Source organism: Paenibacillus wenxiniae (assembly GCF_039822605.1).
Lineage (GTDB): Bacteria > Bacillota > Bacilli > Paenibacillales > Paenibacillaceae > Saccharibacillus > Saccharibacillus wenxiniae.
This window is the reverse complement of the sequence record NZ_JBCGUH010000006.1, coordinates 66,595-82,275: the sequence shown is the minus strand read 5'-3', so window position 1 is coordinate 82,275 and position 15,681 is coordinate 66,595. Positions and strand designations below refer to the sequence as shown.

At 47.9% G+C, this 15,681-nt stretch carries 13 protein-coding genes; 5 read left to right on the top strand and 8 right to left on the bottom strand.

Going from position 1 to position 15,681, the window contains the following annotated elements:
• Positions 1-376: 376 nt before the first annotated feature.
• Positions 377-2,182, bottom strand: a complete 1,806-nt coding sequence (locus AAHF22_RS12735; protein ID WP_347325602.1) for a M3 family oligoendopeptidase — start codon at positions 2,180-2,182, stop codon at positions 377-379.
• Positions 2,183-2,400: 218 nt separating this feature from the next.
• On the opposite strand from AAHF22_RS12735, the gene AAHF22_RS12730 reads away from it, so the two are divergent.
• Both AAHF22_RS12730 and AAHF22_RS12725 read left to right on the top strand, forming a co-directional pair.
• The gene (locus tag AAHF22_RS12730; protein ID WP_250344070.1) at positions 2,401-2,556 is read left to right on the top strand and encodes a YycC family protein; all 156 of its coding nucleotides are present in this window, start codon (positions 2,401-2,403) and stop codon (positions 2,554-2,556) included.
• Positions 2,553-2,783 (top strand): hypothetical protein, encoded by a 231-nt coding sequence (locus tag AAHF22_RS12725; protein WP_347325397.1) that lies wholly within the window; start codon positions 2,553-2,555, stop codon positions 2,781-2,783. Before AAHF22_RS12730 ends, AAHF22_RS12725 begins: the two co-directional genes overlap by 4 nt.
• 474 nt (positions 2,784-3,257) lie before the next feature.
• Here AAHF22_RS12725 and AAHF22_RS12720 read toward each other — a convergent pair whose 3' ends face one another.
• Positions 3,258-3,974 (bottom strand): DUF2225 domain-containing protein, encoded by a 717-nt coding sequence (locus AAHF22_RS12720; protein ID WP_347325396.1) that lies wholly within the window; start codon positions 3,972-3,974, stop codon positions 3,258-3,260.
• A gap of 50 nt (positions 3,975-4,024) precedes the next feature.
• Positions 4,025-4,402: a globin domain-containing protein gene (locus AAHF22_RS12715; RefSeq protein ID WP_347325395.1), complete on the bottom strand. Its 378-nt coding sequence runs from the start codon at positions 4,400-4,402 to the stop codon at positions 4,025-4,027.
• A gap of 755 nt (positions 4,403-5,157) precedes the next feature.
• On the opposite strand from AAHF22_RS12715, the gene AAHF22_RS12710 reads away from it, so the two are divergent.
• Positions 5,158-5,967, top strand: a complete 810-nt coding sequence (locus tag AAHF22_RS12710; protein ID WP_347325394.1) for an NAD kinase — start codon at positions 5,158-5,160, stop codon at positions 5,965-5,967.
• Between the two features lie 175 nt (positions 5,968-6,142).
• On the opposite strand, the gene AAHF22_RS12705 is transcribed toward AAHF22_RS12710, so the two are convergent.
• Positions 6,143-7,021 (bottom strand): YutD-like domain-containing protein, encoded by an 879-nt coding sequence (locus AAHF22_RS12705; RefSeq protein WP_347325393.1) that lies wholly within the window; start codon positions 7,019-7,021, stop codon positions 6,143-6,145.
• Between the two features lie 21 nt (positions 7,022-7,042).
• Entirely contained in the window at positions 7,043-7,936 is an 894-nt protein-coding gene (lipA, locus tag AAHF22_RS12700) for a lipoyl synthase (protein WP_347325392.1), read from the bottom strand.
• Between the two features lie 253 nt (positions 7,937-8,189).
• On the opposite strand from lipA, the gene AAHF22_RS12695 reads away from it, so the two are divergent.
• A complete protein-coding gene (locus AAHF22_RS12695; RefSeq protein ID WP_347325391.1) occupies positions 8,190-9,440 on the top strand; it encodes a multidrug effflux MFS transporter in 1,251 nt (416 codons plus the stop codon).
• A gap of 190 nt (positions 9,441-9,630) precedes the next feature.
• Positions 9,631-9,813, top strand: a complete 183-nt coding sequence (locus AAHF22_RS12690; RefSeq protein ID WP_347325390.1) for a hypothetical protein — start codon at positions 9,631-9,633, stop codon at positions 9,811-9,813.
• Between the two features lie 113 nt (positions 9,814-9,926).
• Here AAHF22_RS12690 and AAHF22_RS12685 read toward each other — a convergent pair whose 3' ends face one another.
• From AAHF22_RS12685 to AAHF22_RS12675, 3 genes are all read right to left on the bottom strand, one after another.
• Complete coding sequence (locus tag AAHF22_RS12685) at positions 9,927-12,209, bottom strand: glycoside hydrolase family 32 protein (RefSeq protein ID WP_347325389.1); 2,283 nt, start codon at positions 12,207-12,209, stop codon at positions 9,927-9,929.
• Between the two features lie 307 nt (positions 12,210-12,516).
• Entirely contained in the window at positions 12,517-14,001 is a 1,485-nt protein-coding gene (locus tag AAHF22_RS12680; RefSeq protein WP_347325388.1) for a glycoside hydrolase family 32 protein, read from the bottom strand.
• A 4-nt stretch (positions 14,002-14,005) separates the two neighbouring features.
• Positions 14,006-15,616, bottom strand: a complete 1,611-nt coding sequence (locus AAHF22_RS12675) for an ABC transporter substrate-binding protein (protein ID WP_347325387.1) — start codon at positions 15,614-15,616, stop codon at positions 14,006-14,008.
• Between the last annotated feature and the right edge of the window lie 65 nt (positions 15,617-15,681).

Here is a 15,681-nt window from a genome sequence, read left to right as displayed (position 1 = left end):
TAAAAATACCTATTATTCGACAATATTCTTTACTGCTATCCGTTGTTATGTCTCGTTTTACTGCCAAAAATGAAGTTAAATTAACATATTTTAACTTGCGTAAATACGCAAAATTTTTCATCACCTCCATCGAGTGAAAGTCATTTTTACTGTTACATGTATATGAATTAAACGGATCAAATCGTTTCTACTTTTCTTCATTTCCTTCTCCATACTCCTCCGTTTCGTAATAAGAAGAGGTTTAAAATATCTTTTTTAAGTCATTATTCATCCAAAAAAGGAAGACGCTTAAGCGCCTTCCTTTTCGCAACACTATACAAAATATATAGACGATATACGATACACAGTTATGCCTGGACATGCACGACAAATTTATTCAGGAACGAGCATGCTCTTCCGTCATTTCCAGGAACAGCTTCACATCGGCAATACTCACATCGATCGCTCCCTGCCAGAACTCCGGCTGCGTCAGATCAACGCCCAGATGCTTGTGTGCCAGTTGTTCCACAGTCATACGGCCTGTGTCCTGTAGCAATGCATCGTAACGTGCCGCAAAGCCAGCGCCTTCCTGCTGAGCCAGCGCATAAATACCTGTGCTAAACAGATAGCCGAATGTATACGGGAAATTGTAAAACGGTACACCTGTTTTATAAAAATGCAGCTTCGATGCCCAGAAATGTGGATGGTACGACGACAGCGTATCACAGAATGCTTCTCGCTGTGCCTCCTCCATCAGTTCATTCAGTTGCTCACTGCCGACCATGCTGGAACGGCGCTGCTCATAGAAGCGTGTCTCGAACAGGAAGCGCGCATGAATATTCATAAAGAAAGCGATGCTGCGCTGAATTTTATCTTCCAGTAAGGACAGCTTCTCCTCCGCATTGGAAGCCCCTTTGACAAGCGAATCCGCTACGATCATCTCTGCAAATGTCGAAGCTGTCTCGGCAACGTTCATCGCATATTGCTGGCTAAACGCAGGCAGATCGTTCATCACATGCTGATGGTAGCCGTGTCCAAGCTCATGCGCGAGTGTGGATACATTGGATGCCGTGCCACTATACGTCATGAAAATACGTGTTTCTTTACTGCGTGGCAGCGACGTACAGAAACCACCCGGACGTTTACCGGCGCGATCTTCCGCTTCAATCCAGCGTTGTTCAAAAGCTTTGACAGCAAAGTCCGCCATCTCTGGATTGAACTTACGGAACTGCTCCACGATCAGATCCGCCGCATCGTCATAGCTGACCCGGCTATCTACCGTACCGAGCGGAGCATCAACATCGTTCCAGCTCAAACGGTCTACGCCAAGTACCTGTGCTTTACGTTCCAGATAGGCGACGAATATCGGCTTGTTCTTCACAATCACATCCCACATCGTTTGCAGCGTTTGTTCAGACATCCGATTAATGGCAAGGGGTTCCTTGAGTACGCTATCCCAGCCGCGATTGTCATATAACTTCAAACGGAAGCCTGCAATATGGTTCAATGTATCCGCACAGAAATCCTCTACACCTGTCCATGCTTCTTCCCATTTGCGGAACATATCCTCGCGTAGTTCGCGATTCGTATCGCTCATCTTATTGGCAGCCTGTCCAGCGGACAGCATTACCGTTTGTCCGTCTTGCTCAAATGGAATACGCACATGGCTAACAATCGTATCATAGAAGTCGCTCCAGCCATGATAGCCATCGACAGCGAGTCCAAGCGCCAGACTTTCCAGCTCTGGGGACATTTTCTCTCCTGCCAATGCGCGAATTTCACTCAGGTAAAAAGATACCGGCGCTACCTGTGGACGCTGCATCCAGCTTTGAAATACATCGTTATTCGTATGCAGCAACAAGCTTTGAAATTGCACAAACAAACCTTGCAGTTTCGCGGACAGATCAGATAGTGACGCAGATAGACGTAGTGCCTGTTTATCACTCTGATCCTGTGCGGTCAAACATCCGGCAAAAGCACCTGCTTCACGCAGACGAATACGCACATCTTGCAAGCTGTCCAGCAGCTCGTCAAAGTCAGCCGTTTGTTCTACCGTGGTTGGTGCGGACAAATGCCCCAATCGTTCAACCAAAGTCGCAATGTCTTTCGTTACCTGTTGCAAATACGTATGTAGCTCTTCCGAAGTAGAGCCACCTGTAAAGATCGGTTCCAGATTCCATGTTTGGTTCAGCGGGTGATTCATCATAATCAACAACACCTTTCCGGGTACATGTACAGGACTGTCTATTATGCAGCCCTGTCCGTGCTATAACCTATGTAACTATAAAATAAAGCTAGACCGAAGGATAAACGATCCTTCACGCCAGAAAAATAGCCGGCGAAGATCGTGCATCGCCAAGCGTTTATAACTATAGTATACTCTAATTCAAGACTATTTTGGTAATAAGGAGGGAGTCTGACATGCGCCCACTGCAAATCTCGGCCGATACAGCTCTCAAGCTGGCCGAAAAATTAAATGTTCCGCTGGAGCAGCTGATGCATATGCCCCAGCACATTTTGATGCAAAAGCTCGCTGAACTGGCCAAAGAAGAATCGAAGGACGGCGCGTCCGAATGATTCCGTTTAACCAGGCTTGGCCTTACGATATTGTGATGAACGATGTGTATGTACAGGAATGTCCGTTTTGCGGGACAGGCAATGTGTTACTTCCGCTTCGTCCGAAAGAGCTGGCGACAATCCACAGCGGGAAAAAGAAGCTGCTCGTCTTCCCATGTTGCAGCAATCGGGTCACGCTGCTGGATAGTGATAGTGACTATCTGCTTACAGATGCGGTGCTGCGCTAAGTGAAGTTAGCACGGTGCAATACGGCAGTATGCCGGAACAGCTTGATCGGTCACGCTGTTCGCTGTGTGAACAGCATTCCGTTTGCTGTATAAACAGTATTCCGCTTGCTGCATGCAGTTGTCCCATTCATTATTCTTTTTACGTGGCAAACTAAAGCTTATACGCAAATTCGTCTGCATGCCAGCAGCACTTCCCAGAGTGATGTCTGCTTCACTAGCAAAGCAATTTGCGGACATACCTGAAAACAGGCTTGGACACGTTAAGTACGTGCGCCAGGCCTGTTTTCGTTTACTGATTATTTGGTTTATTCATTATTTCGGTTACTCATTATTTCGGTTACTCATTATTTCGGTTACTCATTATTTCGTTTATTCGTTATTTCGTTTATTCGTTATTTGCTTGCTTCATGATGAGTTCATTGTTGAGAGAGGGGTACACTTTACGTACAGTAATGCGCAACAGGTTGCGTATAATTATTTACTTTCTTTCATCTCATCCGGCAACTCCTGATTTTTGGCAAGCATTTGCTCACGTAATACAACCCATTGTTCACGCGATGCGCGAATCATGGCAGAGTCCGTAATGCGCTGATCGTTGATCACACGCGAGAACCATTTGACTGCATTGTTAAATTCACCAAGACGACGATGCAATTCACCGATCAGGAACATCAGACGTGCATCGCTGCCGCCTACACTTTCAATTTCAAATACACGAATGTATGATTCAAGACAATAGCGTAGAAAACGCTGTTCCTGCTCCGCTTCGCCACTGTAGCGATACAGCCAGGCAATATGATGCAGGAAACTAGCTATGATGCGTTCACGGTCACCGATCGTCTGCGCACACATCAGAGCAAGCTTATACGTCTCTAATGCCTGCTCCCGGCTGCGGTGTCCGCCCATATCGCGCTTGGCTACACGGCGACCAATCTCACTCATATATTTCTGTTTATGTGCGCTACTGAGTTTGGCCATCGAATTTTCGGTCGATGCAAATCCACAATGCGGACATACACGAACGACATAAAAGTCCGGATTCTCATGCTGATAATACGCACAAAAGTCCGAATCTCTGCGAGATACACGTTTGAGACTTTGCCGCACACGGCTAGTCTGAAAATCCTCTTCGCATTGCGGACAGTTTACTTTAATCTGATACAGCGGCTCTAACTGTATGGAATCTTCCATCTGACATTCTTCCCCCACTATAAATTTATCCTAGCCGGACGAGCCGGCATTTAATCCGTATTAACAAAGTGATGAGCCGGACCAGACAAACGCTCAATAACAAACAAACGGAGTTCATCTTCTACGCCCACTTCAATCAATGCCTCATTCATACAGGCAAGCCACGCATCTGCCTTCTCATGCGTGATCGGAAACGGCATATGTCTTGCACGCATCATCGGATGACCATGCTGATCAGAAAATAACGATGGACCGCCAAAAAATTGCGACAAAAACATATATTGCTTTTCTTTGACCGGATCAATATTTTCCGGAAATAGAGGCCCGATTAACGGGTCTTTTTGCACTTTAGGGTAAAAAGCGTCTACTAAACGACGAACACCTTCGTCACCGCCGAGCAATTCATACAGGGATGCACGATAATTCAACTAAAATCGCCAACCTTCCTTACGTCATTGCCCAAAGTATACCATAGTTGTATCGGTTATGCCTCGCTAGTTGCTGAATTTTGGATAGCTGTATCGCTTGGCGTAACAGTATAAAGGAGTCAACAAAAAAGACTATTTCTATTGTCCCTATGCGGACGACAGAAACAGCCTCTCCTACGATTGGTCTTATGCTACATAGCAAATATGACGTATTCGTTCTATAAGTTCAACTTCGTATCTACGTAAGAAAATGCGACTAGTTCAATTCGACTTGATGCTTCGATTGCAACATTACGGACATTCGTCCGTATCAGCATATGTGGCGCTTAGTACATGCTGCCGTCTTCTTCCCCCGGTTGTGCAAAAGAGGATCGGATGACATATACAAAACCACACACAAGAAGTCCGGAAATAATGCTAACGCCCATCATGATCACTCCAATTCTCAAATGTGTTATTGACTTTGTCTTTTGACTCCCGACGATTGCTTCTGTCTTTATTTTATCATATTATATCGGAAATAGGAGCATTTTTGTAAGCGTTTACTTTAACAATTAGATTACAGGCTCTTTACAAAACCTCTTATTGTTGCGTTTATATTTCGTAGACATAACTCCAGACGTTTCTTAGCTATCATCCTGTGTCAGACGTCATGCAAGCAGCAATTACAGCCAAAAAGATTGTGTTCCCTCACAGAATTGATTATCATCAAAAGGGAGCAGGTTAACGATTCTGGATAAAGGAGCTTTCCTAACTTGAGATACTATGTGCTGGATCGCGGAGATCAATTATCGATCGAACTGAGTGAACGGTTTCATAAGCTGGCCGCCGGTTATGGCTTCGAGCTGGATGCACAATCACCGGAGATCGTCGTATCTATCGGTGGGGACGGCACGATGCTGCACGCTTTTCATACGTTTATCGACCATATTCCTGATCTTGCCTTTGTCGGTATTCATACCGGTCATCTGGGCTTTTATGCAGACTGGAAAGCAGACGAGCTGGAGGAACTGGTGAAATTCATGGCAGGCGAGATTGATGAGAGCGATGAGAACAATCCGAAAATTGTCAAATATCCGCTGGTCGATCTGGAAATTCAAGCGAAAAGCGGTGTGTCCCGTTATACCGCATTGAACGAATTTACACTAAAAGGTCTGGATGGCACGACGATTGTCGCGCAGGTGGACATCAATGATGAGATTTTCGAGATGTTCCGTGGGGACGGGATTTGTATCTCTACCCCGTCAGGCAGTACCGCCTATAACAAAGCGCTTGGTGGCGCGATGGTACACCCTACGATTGAAGCGCTGCAAATTGCTGAAATTGCTTCGATCAACAACCGGGTATACCGGACACTCGGTTCATCGCTGATGCTGCCCAAGCATCATCATTGTGATATTCATTCACGTAAGCAGCAGCGTCTGCAATTAACGATCGATCATCTGAACATTCCGATTGACGATCTCATTTCGATTCGCTGTCAGGTGTCCAATGTACGTGTAAGCTTTGCACGTTATCGCCCGTATCCGTTTTGGAATCGCGTGCGGCAGTCCTTTCTTGGCTGATTGAATATCTTTGAGCAGCCTTTGAGTAGATCGATAGCGACAGTAAAGAACAGGAACTGTGTCAGCTGACCTCTATGTATGTAGCTACGCTATAAGCGATAACAAAAAGCCCTCATCGTATGCCAAACAGGCGGATGAGGGCTTTTTGTTATCGTATTATGATGCCCTTATTGCTTTATGAATGCGACGAATCTTTTGTTCCGTCCGCTTCGTTTGCAGGAGCATTCCCTTTAGGTGTCTCCACCTGTGGAGGGGCTTCCGGTTTAGGGGCTTGTTCCTTCATCGTTTCCACTTTAGGCATCGTATCGACTTTTGGTGCTTCAGCTACAGGAGCAGGAGCTGCCTGCTGTGGAGCGATCTCAGCTGTTGGAGCTTGCGCTTTAACGGCGTTCACCTGCGGAGCTGTCTCTGCTTTAGAAGTTTGAGCTTTGACGTTTTCCGCCTGCGGAGCTGGATCTGCTTTAGAAGCTTGAGCTTTGACGTTTTCCGCCTGTGGAGCTGGATCTGCTTTTGGCTTTTCCACTGTGGGAGCGGAAGCCGTCTGCTGTTGCGATGATTTGGAACGAGTCGGTGCAGCGGACTCTGTAGCACCAGCGGATGCGTTGCCATTTGCCTGCGTAGTAGCGTTAGCGTGTTGCTTGCCCTGCTGCTTGCCGCCTCCGTTGCCCTTGTCCTGGCGATCACGTTTATTGTGATTACGGCTGGAGCGCTGCGATTTTTCGCGAGGTTCACGTGGTTCGCGCTGCTCGCCCGCTTCGCTGTTTTTCGGTTCAGCCGGGCCATCCTTCGTCTTTTGCAAAACAAAGTAGGCACAGCCGAAATTACAATATTCATTAATATATTCGGTCATGCTGGACAGGGAGCTGTCCTTCGCCGCTTTTGGATGACCGTCCCGGTAAAAGCCTTTGAGACGAAGCTGATTGTAGCCCCAATCTCCAAGAATATAATCATACCGATCCAGTACCTCGCTATAGCGTTCACGGAAAATTTCCTGATTCCAGCCATTCCGGTGTTCTTTGATCAGTTCATAAGTTTTGCCGCCAATATGAATCAAGGTCTTCCCGCCTTTCAGCAATTAAACAGTCGAAGTCTCCTTCGACTTGGATGCGGATTTCACCTGTTCATGCGCATGGTAAGAGCTGCGAACGAGCGGGCCGGATTCGACATGGCTGAATCCACGCTTCAATCCTTCTTCCTTCAGAATTGCAAACTCTTCCGGTGTGTAATATTTAGCTACGTTCAGATGCTTCGGACTTGGCTGCAAATATTGCCCCAATGTCAAAATGTCGCAATCCACGGCACGCAGGTCATCCATTGCATGTAAAATTTCATCCCATTCTTCGCCTACACCGAGCATGATGCTAGATTTGGTTGGAATGTTTGGTTGCAGCGTTTTGGAATTGCGCAGCAGTTCCATCGAACGCGGATACTTCGCTCTCGCTCTAACGCGATCAGACATCCGTTCAACGGTTTCAATATTATGGTTTAAAATATCCGGCTTGGCATCCATGACGATTTTAAGCGATTCGATATCCCCCATAAAATCAGGAATGAGCACTTCCACACTGCACAATGGCAGGCGGCGGCGCATCGCGCGGATCGTCTCGGCAAAGATTGTGGCTCCGCCGTCTTTCAAATCGTCACGTGCTACACTCGTAATAACACAATGATTCAGGCCCATCTGTTCAGCTGCTTCCGCTACCCGTTCTGGTTCCTGCAAATCAAGTTCCGTTGGCATCCCCGTATTGACCGCACAGAAACGACATGCACGGGTGCAGATGTCGCCCAGGATCATAAAGGTTGCAGTACGGTTCGCCCAGCACTCATAGATGTTCGGGCAGCGCGCTTCCTCACATACGGTATGCAATGTTTTGGAGCGCATCATGCTTTTGATTTCCTGATAGTTTTCGTTGTTGGTCATCTTGATTTTGATCCATTCGGGCTTCGGTTGCTTTGCTTTTGTAGACAAGATGCTTGACCTACCTTCCTCAATAGATAGTATAGATATTTTGCTGTGCAAAAATCCTTTTTCATTGAACCTCGTGTTAGGCAATCGCTAACACTTGGATATATAAATCATTGGGATTTATTATAGCATGAAATGTATAACGCTGAAATCTTTGCTTTATCGGTTCTGTATAATCGTTTACACTAGACCATGTGTAAAAATGAACTGTGTTGCTCTATAGCACCGCAGGATAACGGAAAGGAAATGGCTCGCTATGTCCAACAAGATTTTATCCAAAGGTACGCTGTCCGCGTCATCGATGACGCGTTCGCGCCGCCTCGGCATTGCGCTTATTCTCGGCTCACTCTCAGCTTTTGCGCCGCTATCCATTGATATGTACTTGCCCGCGCTGCCTACGCTCGCTGATCATCTGCATACGAATGCCTCACTCGCTCAGCTCAGTCTGACCGCCTGTCTGCTCGGCTTAGCGTTTGGACAGCTTGTCGTTGGGCCGCTCAGCGATGTGAAAGGACGCCGGATGCCGCTGTTGATTTCGCTTGTACTATATGCCATTGCTTCATTATTATGTGCGCTGACAGGCAATATCTGGGTGCTGATCCTGCTTCGTTTTATTCAGGGCGTGACCGGAGCTGCTGGAATCGTGATCTCGCGCGCGATTGTGCGTGATCTGTATTCCGGCACCGAGTTAACTCGATTTTTCTCATTGTTAATGCTTATTAACGGAGTTGCTCCAATCGCTGCGCCGGTAATCGGCGGTTTATTGCTTAAAGTTGTACCGTGGCAGGGCGTATTCGTCGTGCTGGCTGCGATTGGAGCGATTATGGTATTCTCCGTTCTATTCGGATTACCGGAGACATTGCCAGCTGATCGTAAGGCGGCAGGCGGACTCGGAACGACGCTACGTACCTTTGCACGACTGATTCGAGATCGTAGCTTTATCGGCTTTGCCCTATCGCAAGCGTTTGTGATGGCAGCGATGTTTGCGTACATTGCCGGTTCGCCGTTTGTGATTCAGAACATTTTCGGTGTGTCGGCACAGGGATTTAGTATCTTTTTCGCGATCAATGGATTGGGCATTATTATTTTCTCGCAGTTAGCTGGACGGTTGTCCGGGCGCTTTGGTGAATATCGCTTGCTCAAGCTTAGTCTGGGTATTGCGTTTACAGCCTCGCTACTATTGCTCATTATCGCGATCGCTGGTGGTGGATTGTTCGCGGTTGCAAGTATGCTATTCCTGATCGTCGCCTGTGTCGGCTCGGTTGGTGCAACCTCTGTCTCACTTGCGATGCAAAGTCAGGGCAATTCAGCGGGTAGTGCCTCTGCGCTACTCGGTCTGCTGCCACTGACGCTGGGCGCACTTGCTTCACCGCTCGTTGGTCTAGGAAACGGCACAACGGTAGCTTCGATGAGTATTGTTATTTTCGGCGCTGAGGTGCTGGCTGTGGTATTCTTCCTGTTGCTTGTGCGCGCACAACAGCAGAAAGTTGCTGGCATTCAAAAATAAAGTATAGTTCATGGAAAAAGAACATTCTTTCCTTATGTAAGAATGTTCTTTTTCTGTGCAACACTTCATCTTTCATTCGTTCATCCGATATTAATATAAAGATACCACATTCAGCTTCAAATATAAGACAGGCATGAGCAAGCCATGTTTAACCTAAACGACTATATTAAATAACAAGGTGGATGAATAAATGATTCAATGGATAGACCGTCACTATAACCGACTGGTCGGCATCGTCATGTTTATGATGATTGTGAATTTCCTCTGTTTGCATACAGGCTGGAATCTACTGCTTGGTGCACTATATCTGTCGCTCGCTATCGTACATTACCGCTCCCGTCTCTGGAAAAAGCAGGCTGACTCCGCGGTATGACCGTATACGCATTTCTACCTCTATCCCAATTTTGTCTCTACTCCCTCTGCTATTTGCCCCTAGAGATTTATTACCGCCCATTTCAGCTCCGCTACTTCCGTTTCTCCTACTGGCTATTGATCCCACACTCGGTTTAGTTGATTAACCTTTAACGATACGACCTCTATATTACCGCCTTCGGTATACAAGCTCATCTGACGACTATTCGCATCAGGGAAGACAATGCTGCTAAATACGGTCTGTCCGTTATCGGCAAACACTTCCACAGTCGAGCGATCTACCAGAATCCGCAAGCGGATCGTACCACCTGGTTGCTGCAACGTCGTTTGCTGACGTGTGCGGAATAGCGGTGAGAAGTCGGTGATGCCAGATTGCGAACGATCGATAAACAGCTGATGATCTGCCGCCATATAGCCGATGTCGGTAAACTGCGTGCCGATATCATTTTCAAGCACTCGGAAGCCAAATGAGGATGCAGATTGCTGCTGTGGCAACCGTAGCTCCGCTTCAATCTCATAACTGGCTGCTGATAGCCCGGCTAGCAGATTGGTACTGTCCGGCTTTAGCTCTACCGCTTGCGTATTCAGCATCGGACTTCGCAGCGTAGTTAATTGCTGCACCGGTTGCTGGGATAAACGCCACCCGTCTGATGTCGATACTAACGACAATTGGCGCGGAATGGTAAGTACACCTTTCCAATTACCGGTCGGCTGGTCAAAGGCATAATCCCAGTTGGTCATCCATGCCATCACGATCCGCTGTTGTTGTGGCAGTCCGGCAAATGACATCGAAGCATAAAACTCTTTACCCCAGTCCATTTTCAGCACCTTGCCTGCGGGGTTATCGTTCATGAATTTGCCTTCCGGACTAAGCTGTCCGATAAAATATTCCGCATCCGACCCTTCTGTATTCGGATTGGCACCTGTGCTGATCATGAGCACCCATTTGACCGTACCATCCGCCGACTGCAATGGAAACAGATCAGGGCATTCCCAAACGCCGCCACGAATATAATTGGCATAGCCGAAATTGTCGGTCAATGTCCAATCTAGCAGATTGGTCGATACGAATAAGCGTACATGATCGCCGCCGGATACGACCATCACCCAACGATTGTTGACTTCATCACGAACGATCTTCGGATCGCGGAAGTCCCATCCACCTGGATCAGTGGCGCTTTTGCCTGGATTATCAATAACGACCGGACGATCCGTCGGATAATGCCATGTGCGGCCACGATCAGAACTGTAAGCGATTCCAATTTTCTGATTACCATTGTGGGCGGTCGGTGTATACGACGTATAATAAGCGATCAAACCGCCATCGGTATTGTCAAACAAACCGGATACATTATGCTCATCAGCGATGGCAGAACCCGACCAGATATGTCCAAGTCCGTTCCATTCCAGCGCAAAGGGCAGGTTTTTCCAATGCAGCAGATCGGTGCTGACCGCATGTGCCCACCGTCCACCGTCCTGATGAAACAAATGATATTCGCCCTTATAATAGATTAAGCCATTCGGATCGCTTGCCCATCCGCGCAAGGCGGAATAATGATAAGCCGGACGATACTTCTCGCCGTAAAATTGCGCATTCGTCATTCTGTACGTATCTTGAAATGAAGCGGCACCACTCAACACCACAATGCCTGCCATCCCTGCATCCGCACCATCGGTTAGCTGCTCGGTAGCCAGCGCTGGCTGTGCATACCCATCCACATACAATTGCAAATGGTTACCCTGCACATGCAGTTCCAGGCGATGCTTCACGCCGGCTTCGCTCGGATAGCTCTGCTGCGATTGCTGAACGATCGTGCCATCTGGCTGCTGCAAACGGGCGGTGATGCGGTTATGGTTACGGATTAGAATCACTCCATAGCCCTGCTGTCCTTGCTCATCGGTACGAAGCATAAATCCCGCCTGCATGGGCGCCGGATCGTCGACAGGTATTAGATCGGTCATTAGCACCATATCCTGTCCAGTCGGCTCAGCGTATATTTTCATACCGCCCTCGCCTGCTGCGGCTGCCGTGCCCCGTATGCCGCGCCGATCCAGCATCCACGATGCATCGCCAACCGTATATTCACCGGTTAAATTGTAATTCCATGTCGCCGTTTCTCCTTCCGGGGCAATCGCAGCTGCCAATGTCGATGGAGGGATATTATTCATGGTGCTCGCTCCTGACTGTGGGATATCCGCCGCTTGTGCTATAGCCGTAGTGACAGTCATGCCGCTGCACAGGCAAAGGGTGAGCAGCAACATCCCTAGCCTGCGTAGGGAAGTGCTGCGGTTCTGTAGGGGAACGATGATCGTATGCTTATATTGTCGTTCAACGCTGTTTCCATCACGTATGCTGCTAGTTTCAGCATTAAAAGTGGTCTCCTGCTCGCTATTCAAACTTTCGCCTCCTTGAAACGTCATATACGTTCATGTACTTGCATGTGGTGCTACGTAATCGCATAGGAGATTACGTAATACAAGGGAGATGACGCACTTCATGATTACACCATTCATAGGATAGTACACAATGGATGCCATGCTACATATTTGCATGTGGTGCTACATCATCACATAGGATGCTACTCATGCCACGCAATCGCATGCGACAATACGTAACTACATATGATTATGCATACTTGCATGCGATGGTACATAATTGCAGAGATTAATACCTGATCATCGCAGTTCATCCTTGCTGTTCATATTATCCATGCTGCCCTACCGACAAATCATAGATTGCTACCGACATCCATGCAGACTGATGGTGTTTATTCATCCCGTTTATCAAGCCCAATCGGTCTGCGCCAGCTGGAGGGAATATCAGATCAGTCAGTACGGTACGTCCTCCGTCAACGAACACCTCCACCGATCCACGATCTACGAAAATGCGCAGCTCACGCACAGCACCTACTGTCGATAACGCCGCTTCATGCCGTCCGGCAAAATGTTCATGAAAGGTCTGATCGCCAGACTGAGTACGGTCGATGCCTATTGTGCCTGTAACCCCATCCACATCAATCACGGTACGGTACTGTCCATCTGATAACACTTCCCACTGTGCTGAGCTTATAGCTGGCATAACGATATGCAGCTCATAACTGCGCAGCCGCAGCGCATCCAGTGCCGCTGCTATCTGTTCCGGCTTTGCCTGTTCCAATTGTAGTAAGGAATGACGACAAGACTCCAACTCGATCACCGGACGCTGAAGCAGCTGTAATTGTCCATCTTCCACTTGTTCCAGCAGCAATTCACGCGCAATCGTCATCGCTCCGCGCCAATCGCCAGTCGGTGTCGTATTGGCGTAACGCCAGTTGCTCATCCAACCGATGTATAGCCGCCGTCCGTCTTCCGCTGGAATATCGGACCAGCTCACCCCTGCATAATTGTCACGCCCATAATCGAGCCAGCGAACGTCCTGCGATGCTTCATCCGGTATAAATGATGTACCATCAAAATGTCCGGTAAAATATTGTGTGCGTGAGCCTTCTGTATCAACTCCTCCATCGCCGATGCTAACGAGCATCACCCAGCGGTCTGCATCGTCTGCACCATTTTGTACCGGCAATGGAAACAGATCCGGGCATTCCCACACTCCGTCATGACAGCCGATTCCATCGCCAAATTCACTGATTTCTGTCCATTGCAGCAAATTCGACGAACGATACAGCGATACCATCTGTCCGCAAGCTACGATCATCATCCAGCTATTGTCCGGCTCGTACCAAAATACTTTAGGATCGCGAAAATCAGGTCGATGCTCATTCGTCAGCACCGGATTGCCCGCATACTTTTGCCATGTGCGTCCGCGATCATGACTGTAAGCGAGACTCTGACTTTGCTGGATCGGTTGTCCAGGCAATTCGTTATGATGGGTGAAGATCGCTACCAGACCTGGCTGTTCTGGAAAGAAGCCGGTCGTATTATGCCAATCTACAACCGCACTACCGGAGAAAATCGTACCTAGCTCATCCGGTTCCAGCGCTAACGGAAGCTCCTGCCAGTGCACCAGATTGCGCGATACTGCATGTCCCCAGTGCATCGGTCCCCATGTTTGGCCAAACGGATGATATTGAAAAAACAGATGATACTCTCCCTCCCAGTACACCATGCCATTCGGATCGTTCATCCAGCCATTGGCAGGTGAAAAATGATACGCGCCTCGATAATCATGTTGGATTTGCAAAGACATATGATCATTCCCCCGTCTGTTGCAGGCTACGGTTATAACCGTCCTGCCTAATTTGTAGCCATTCCTGTAACCCTAATCGATCCAGTTCCGCTATATACTCGTTCCATTCCTGATCTGCCTTGCCGTTCTGATACCATTCGGTTCGCTTGCGCAACATATACGGAAACAGATCGGCTTCAATCGTGGACAGACGATCCAACTCATCGATACTGAAAAAGACATTCGGATACGTGTTATCTGCCTTCATATGCGGTACGAGCACTTTTTTCATCAGATCCATACGCCATTTGGCATCATCCGGCATCGTTGTATATTTTCCAAAATAATCGCTTAATATAGCCAGTGGCCCACCGATACTTGTCTTCTGACGTATTTCCACCGGTGCTGAGCCTTCCAGCGGCAAATGCTTGAGCATCTGCTTTTGCTCATCTAATTTGAAAATGTTTTGCTGGGTCGTATCGCCGTATGTCCCCCAATTATCCTGCACTGATTGCAATGGCTCATACAGCTGATCGACCCATTTGGCGGTTTGCTCCAGCTGCTGATTGCTGCTCGTCACAACCATGCTGCCACGGAAAAAGCCGAGCGCATTGTTGCGCGTCACATTCACGTTACCATCTGGTCCTGCGAGTGGCGGCATCAGATCGTATGTGTCATTCATGCCGGTGATATTCGCTTTGTCCCATGTAAAATACAATCCATACCGATCATCTTTACCTTTGGCTAAATACGTATTCCAATCTTGCTGGAATGACTCGATATCGATTAATCCATTGCTGTACAGATCATGAATATAATTGACTGCCTGCCGATAACCATCCTGGTTGCCTGTGAACAATACGTTGTCGTCATTCGTTACGACCGTATGATCGGGATTGTCGCCCAGTCCGAATGAAGCGAACAGAAAAGTCAGATTCTCACCGCCCGGCTTGTCGATAAACGAAAGTGGAATTTCGTCCGCTTTGCCGTTGCCGTTCGGGTCCTGCGTTTTGAAGGCAGTCAATACTTGCTTCAGTTCATCAGTCGTCGTCGGCATTTTCAAATTTAGCTTGTCCAGCCACTGCTTATTGATCCACGGCATATCATCGACCGATTGGATACGCTCCTTGTCGGTGCCCAGCTCCTCGATCCACGGGAAGGAATAAATATGACCATCCGGCGCCGTAATCATCGTCCGATATTCCGGTCGCTCTGCCAGCACCTTTTTAAAATTAGGCATATGCTGGTCAATCAAATCTTCCAATGGCACAATCGCGCCATCTTTAGCCAGCTTGAGCAGATCATAATCGCTATATTCCGCCGCGAAGATCGCATCCGGCAGATCGCCGCTTGCTACCATCAGATTGCGCTTTTCCGCGAATACATCGGTCGTATAGCTTGTCCACTCCACATGCACACCGGTTTTCTTTTCCAATCGCTGTACGATTAATTTGTCGTTCGGATTGGCAGGTGCCAGTGGAGAACTGGAAGTAACGATATGCAAAATCGGTTTGCCATCCGCCGTCTTTTGCGGTTGAGCCGCTTCCCCTCCGCAGCCCGTCACGAGTAATGCCAGTACAAGGGCAGGAATACCTACAGCGCTATATATTCGTTTGCTCGATTTGACTTTGTTCATCGATCGTAACCTCCTCCGGGTATACCGGATTATTGTGATGTATCTTGACTGCCTTGCATTTTTGC

Coding starts and splice junctions, on each gene's coding strand:
- AAHF22_RS12735 (WP_347325602.1), bottom strand. CDS start 2,182: ATGAATCACCCGCTGAACCAAACATGGAATCTGGAACCGATCTTTACA.
- AAHF22_RS12695 (WP_347325391.1), top strand. CDS start 8,190: ATGTCCAACAAGATTTTATCCAAAGGTACGCTGTCCGCGTCATCGATG.
- AAHF22_RS12720 (WP_347325396.1), bottom strand. CDS start 3,974: ATGGAAGATTCCATACAGTTAGAGCCGCTGTATCAGATTAAAGTAAAC.
- AAHF22_RS12680 (WP_347325388.1), bottom strand. CDS start 14,001: ATGTCTTTGCAAATCCAACATGATTATCGAGGCGCGTATCATTTTTCA.
- AAHF22_RS12690 (WP_347325390.1), top strand. CDS start 9,631: ATGATTCAATGGATAGACCGTCACTATAACCGACTGGTCGGCATCGTC.
- AAHF22_RS12725 (WP_347325397.1), top strand. CDS start 2,553: ATGATTCCGTTTAACCAGGCTTGGCCTTACGATATTGTGATGAACGAT.
- AAHF22_RS12730 (WP_250344070.1), top strand. CDS start 2,401: ATGCGCCCACTGCAAATCTCGGCCGATACAGCTCTCAAGCTGGCCGAA.
- AAHF22_RS12675 (WP_347325387.1), bottom strand. CDS start 15,616: ATGAACAAAGTCAAATCGAGCAAACGAATATATAGCGCTGTAGGTATT.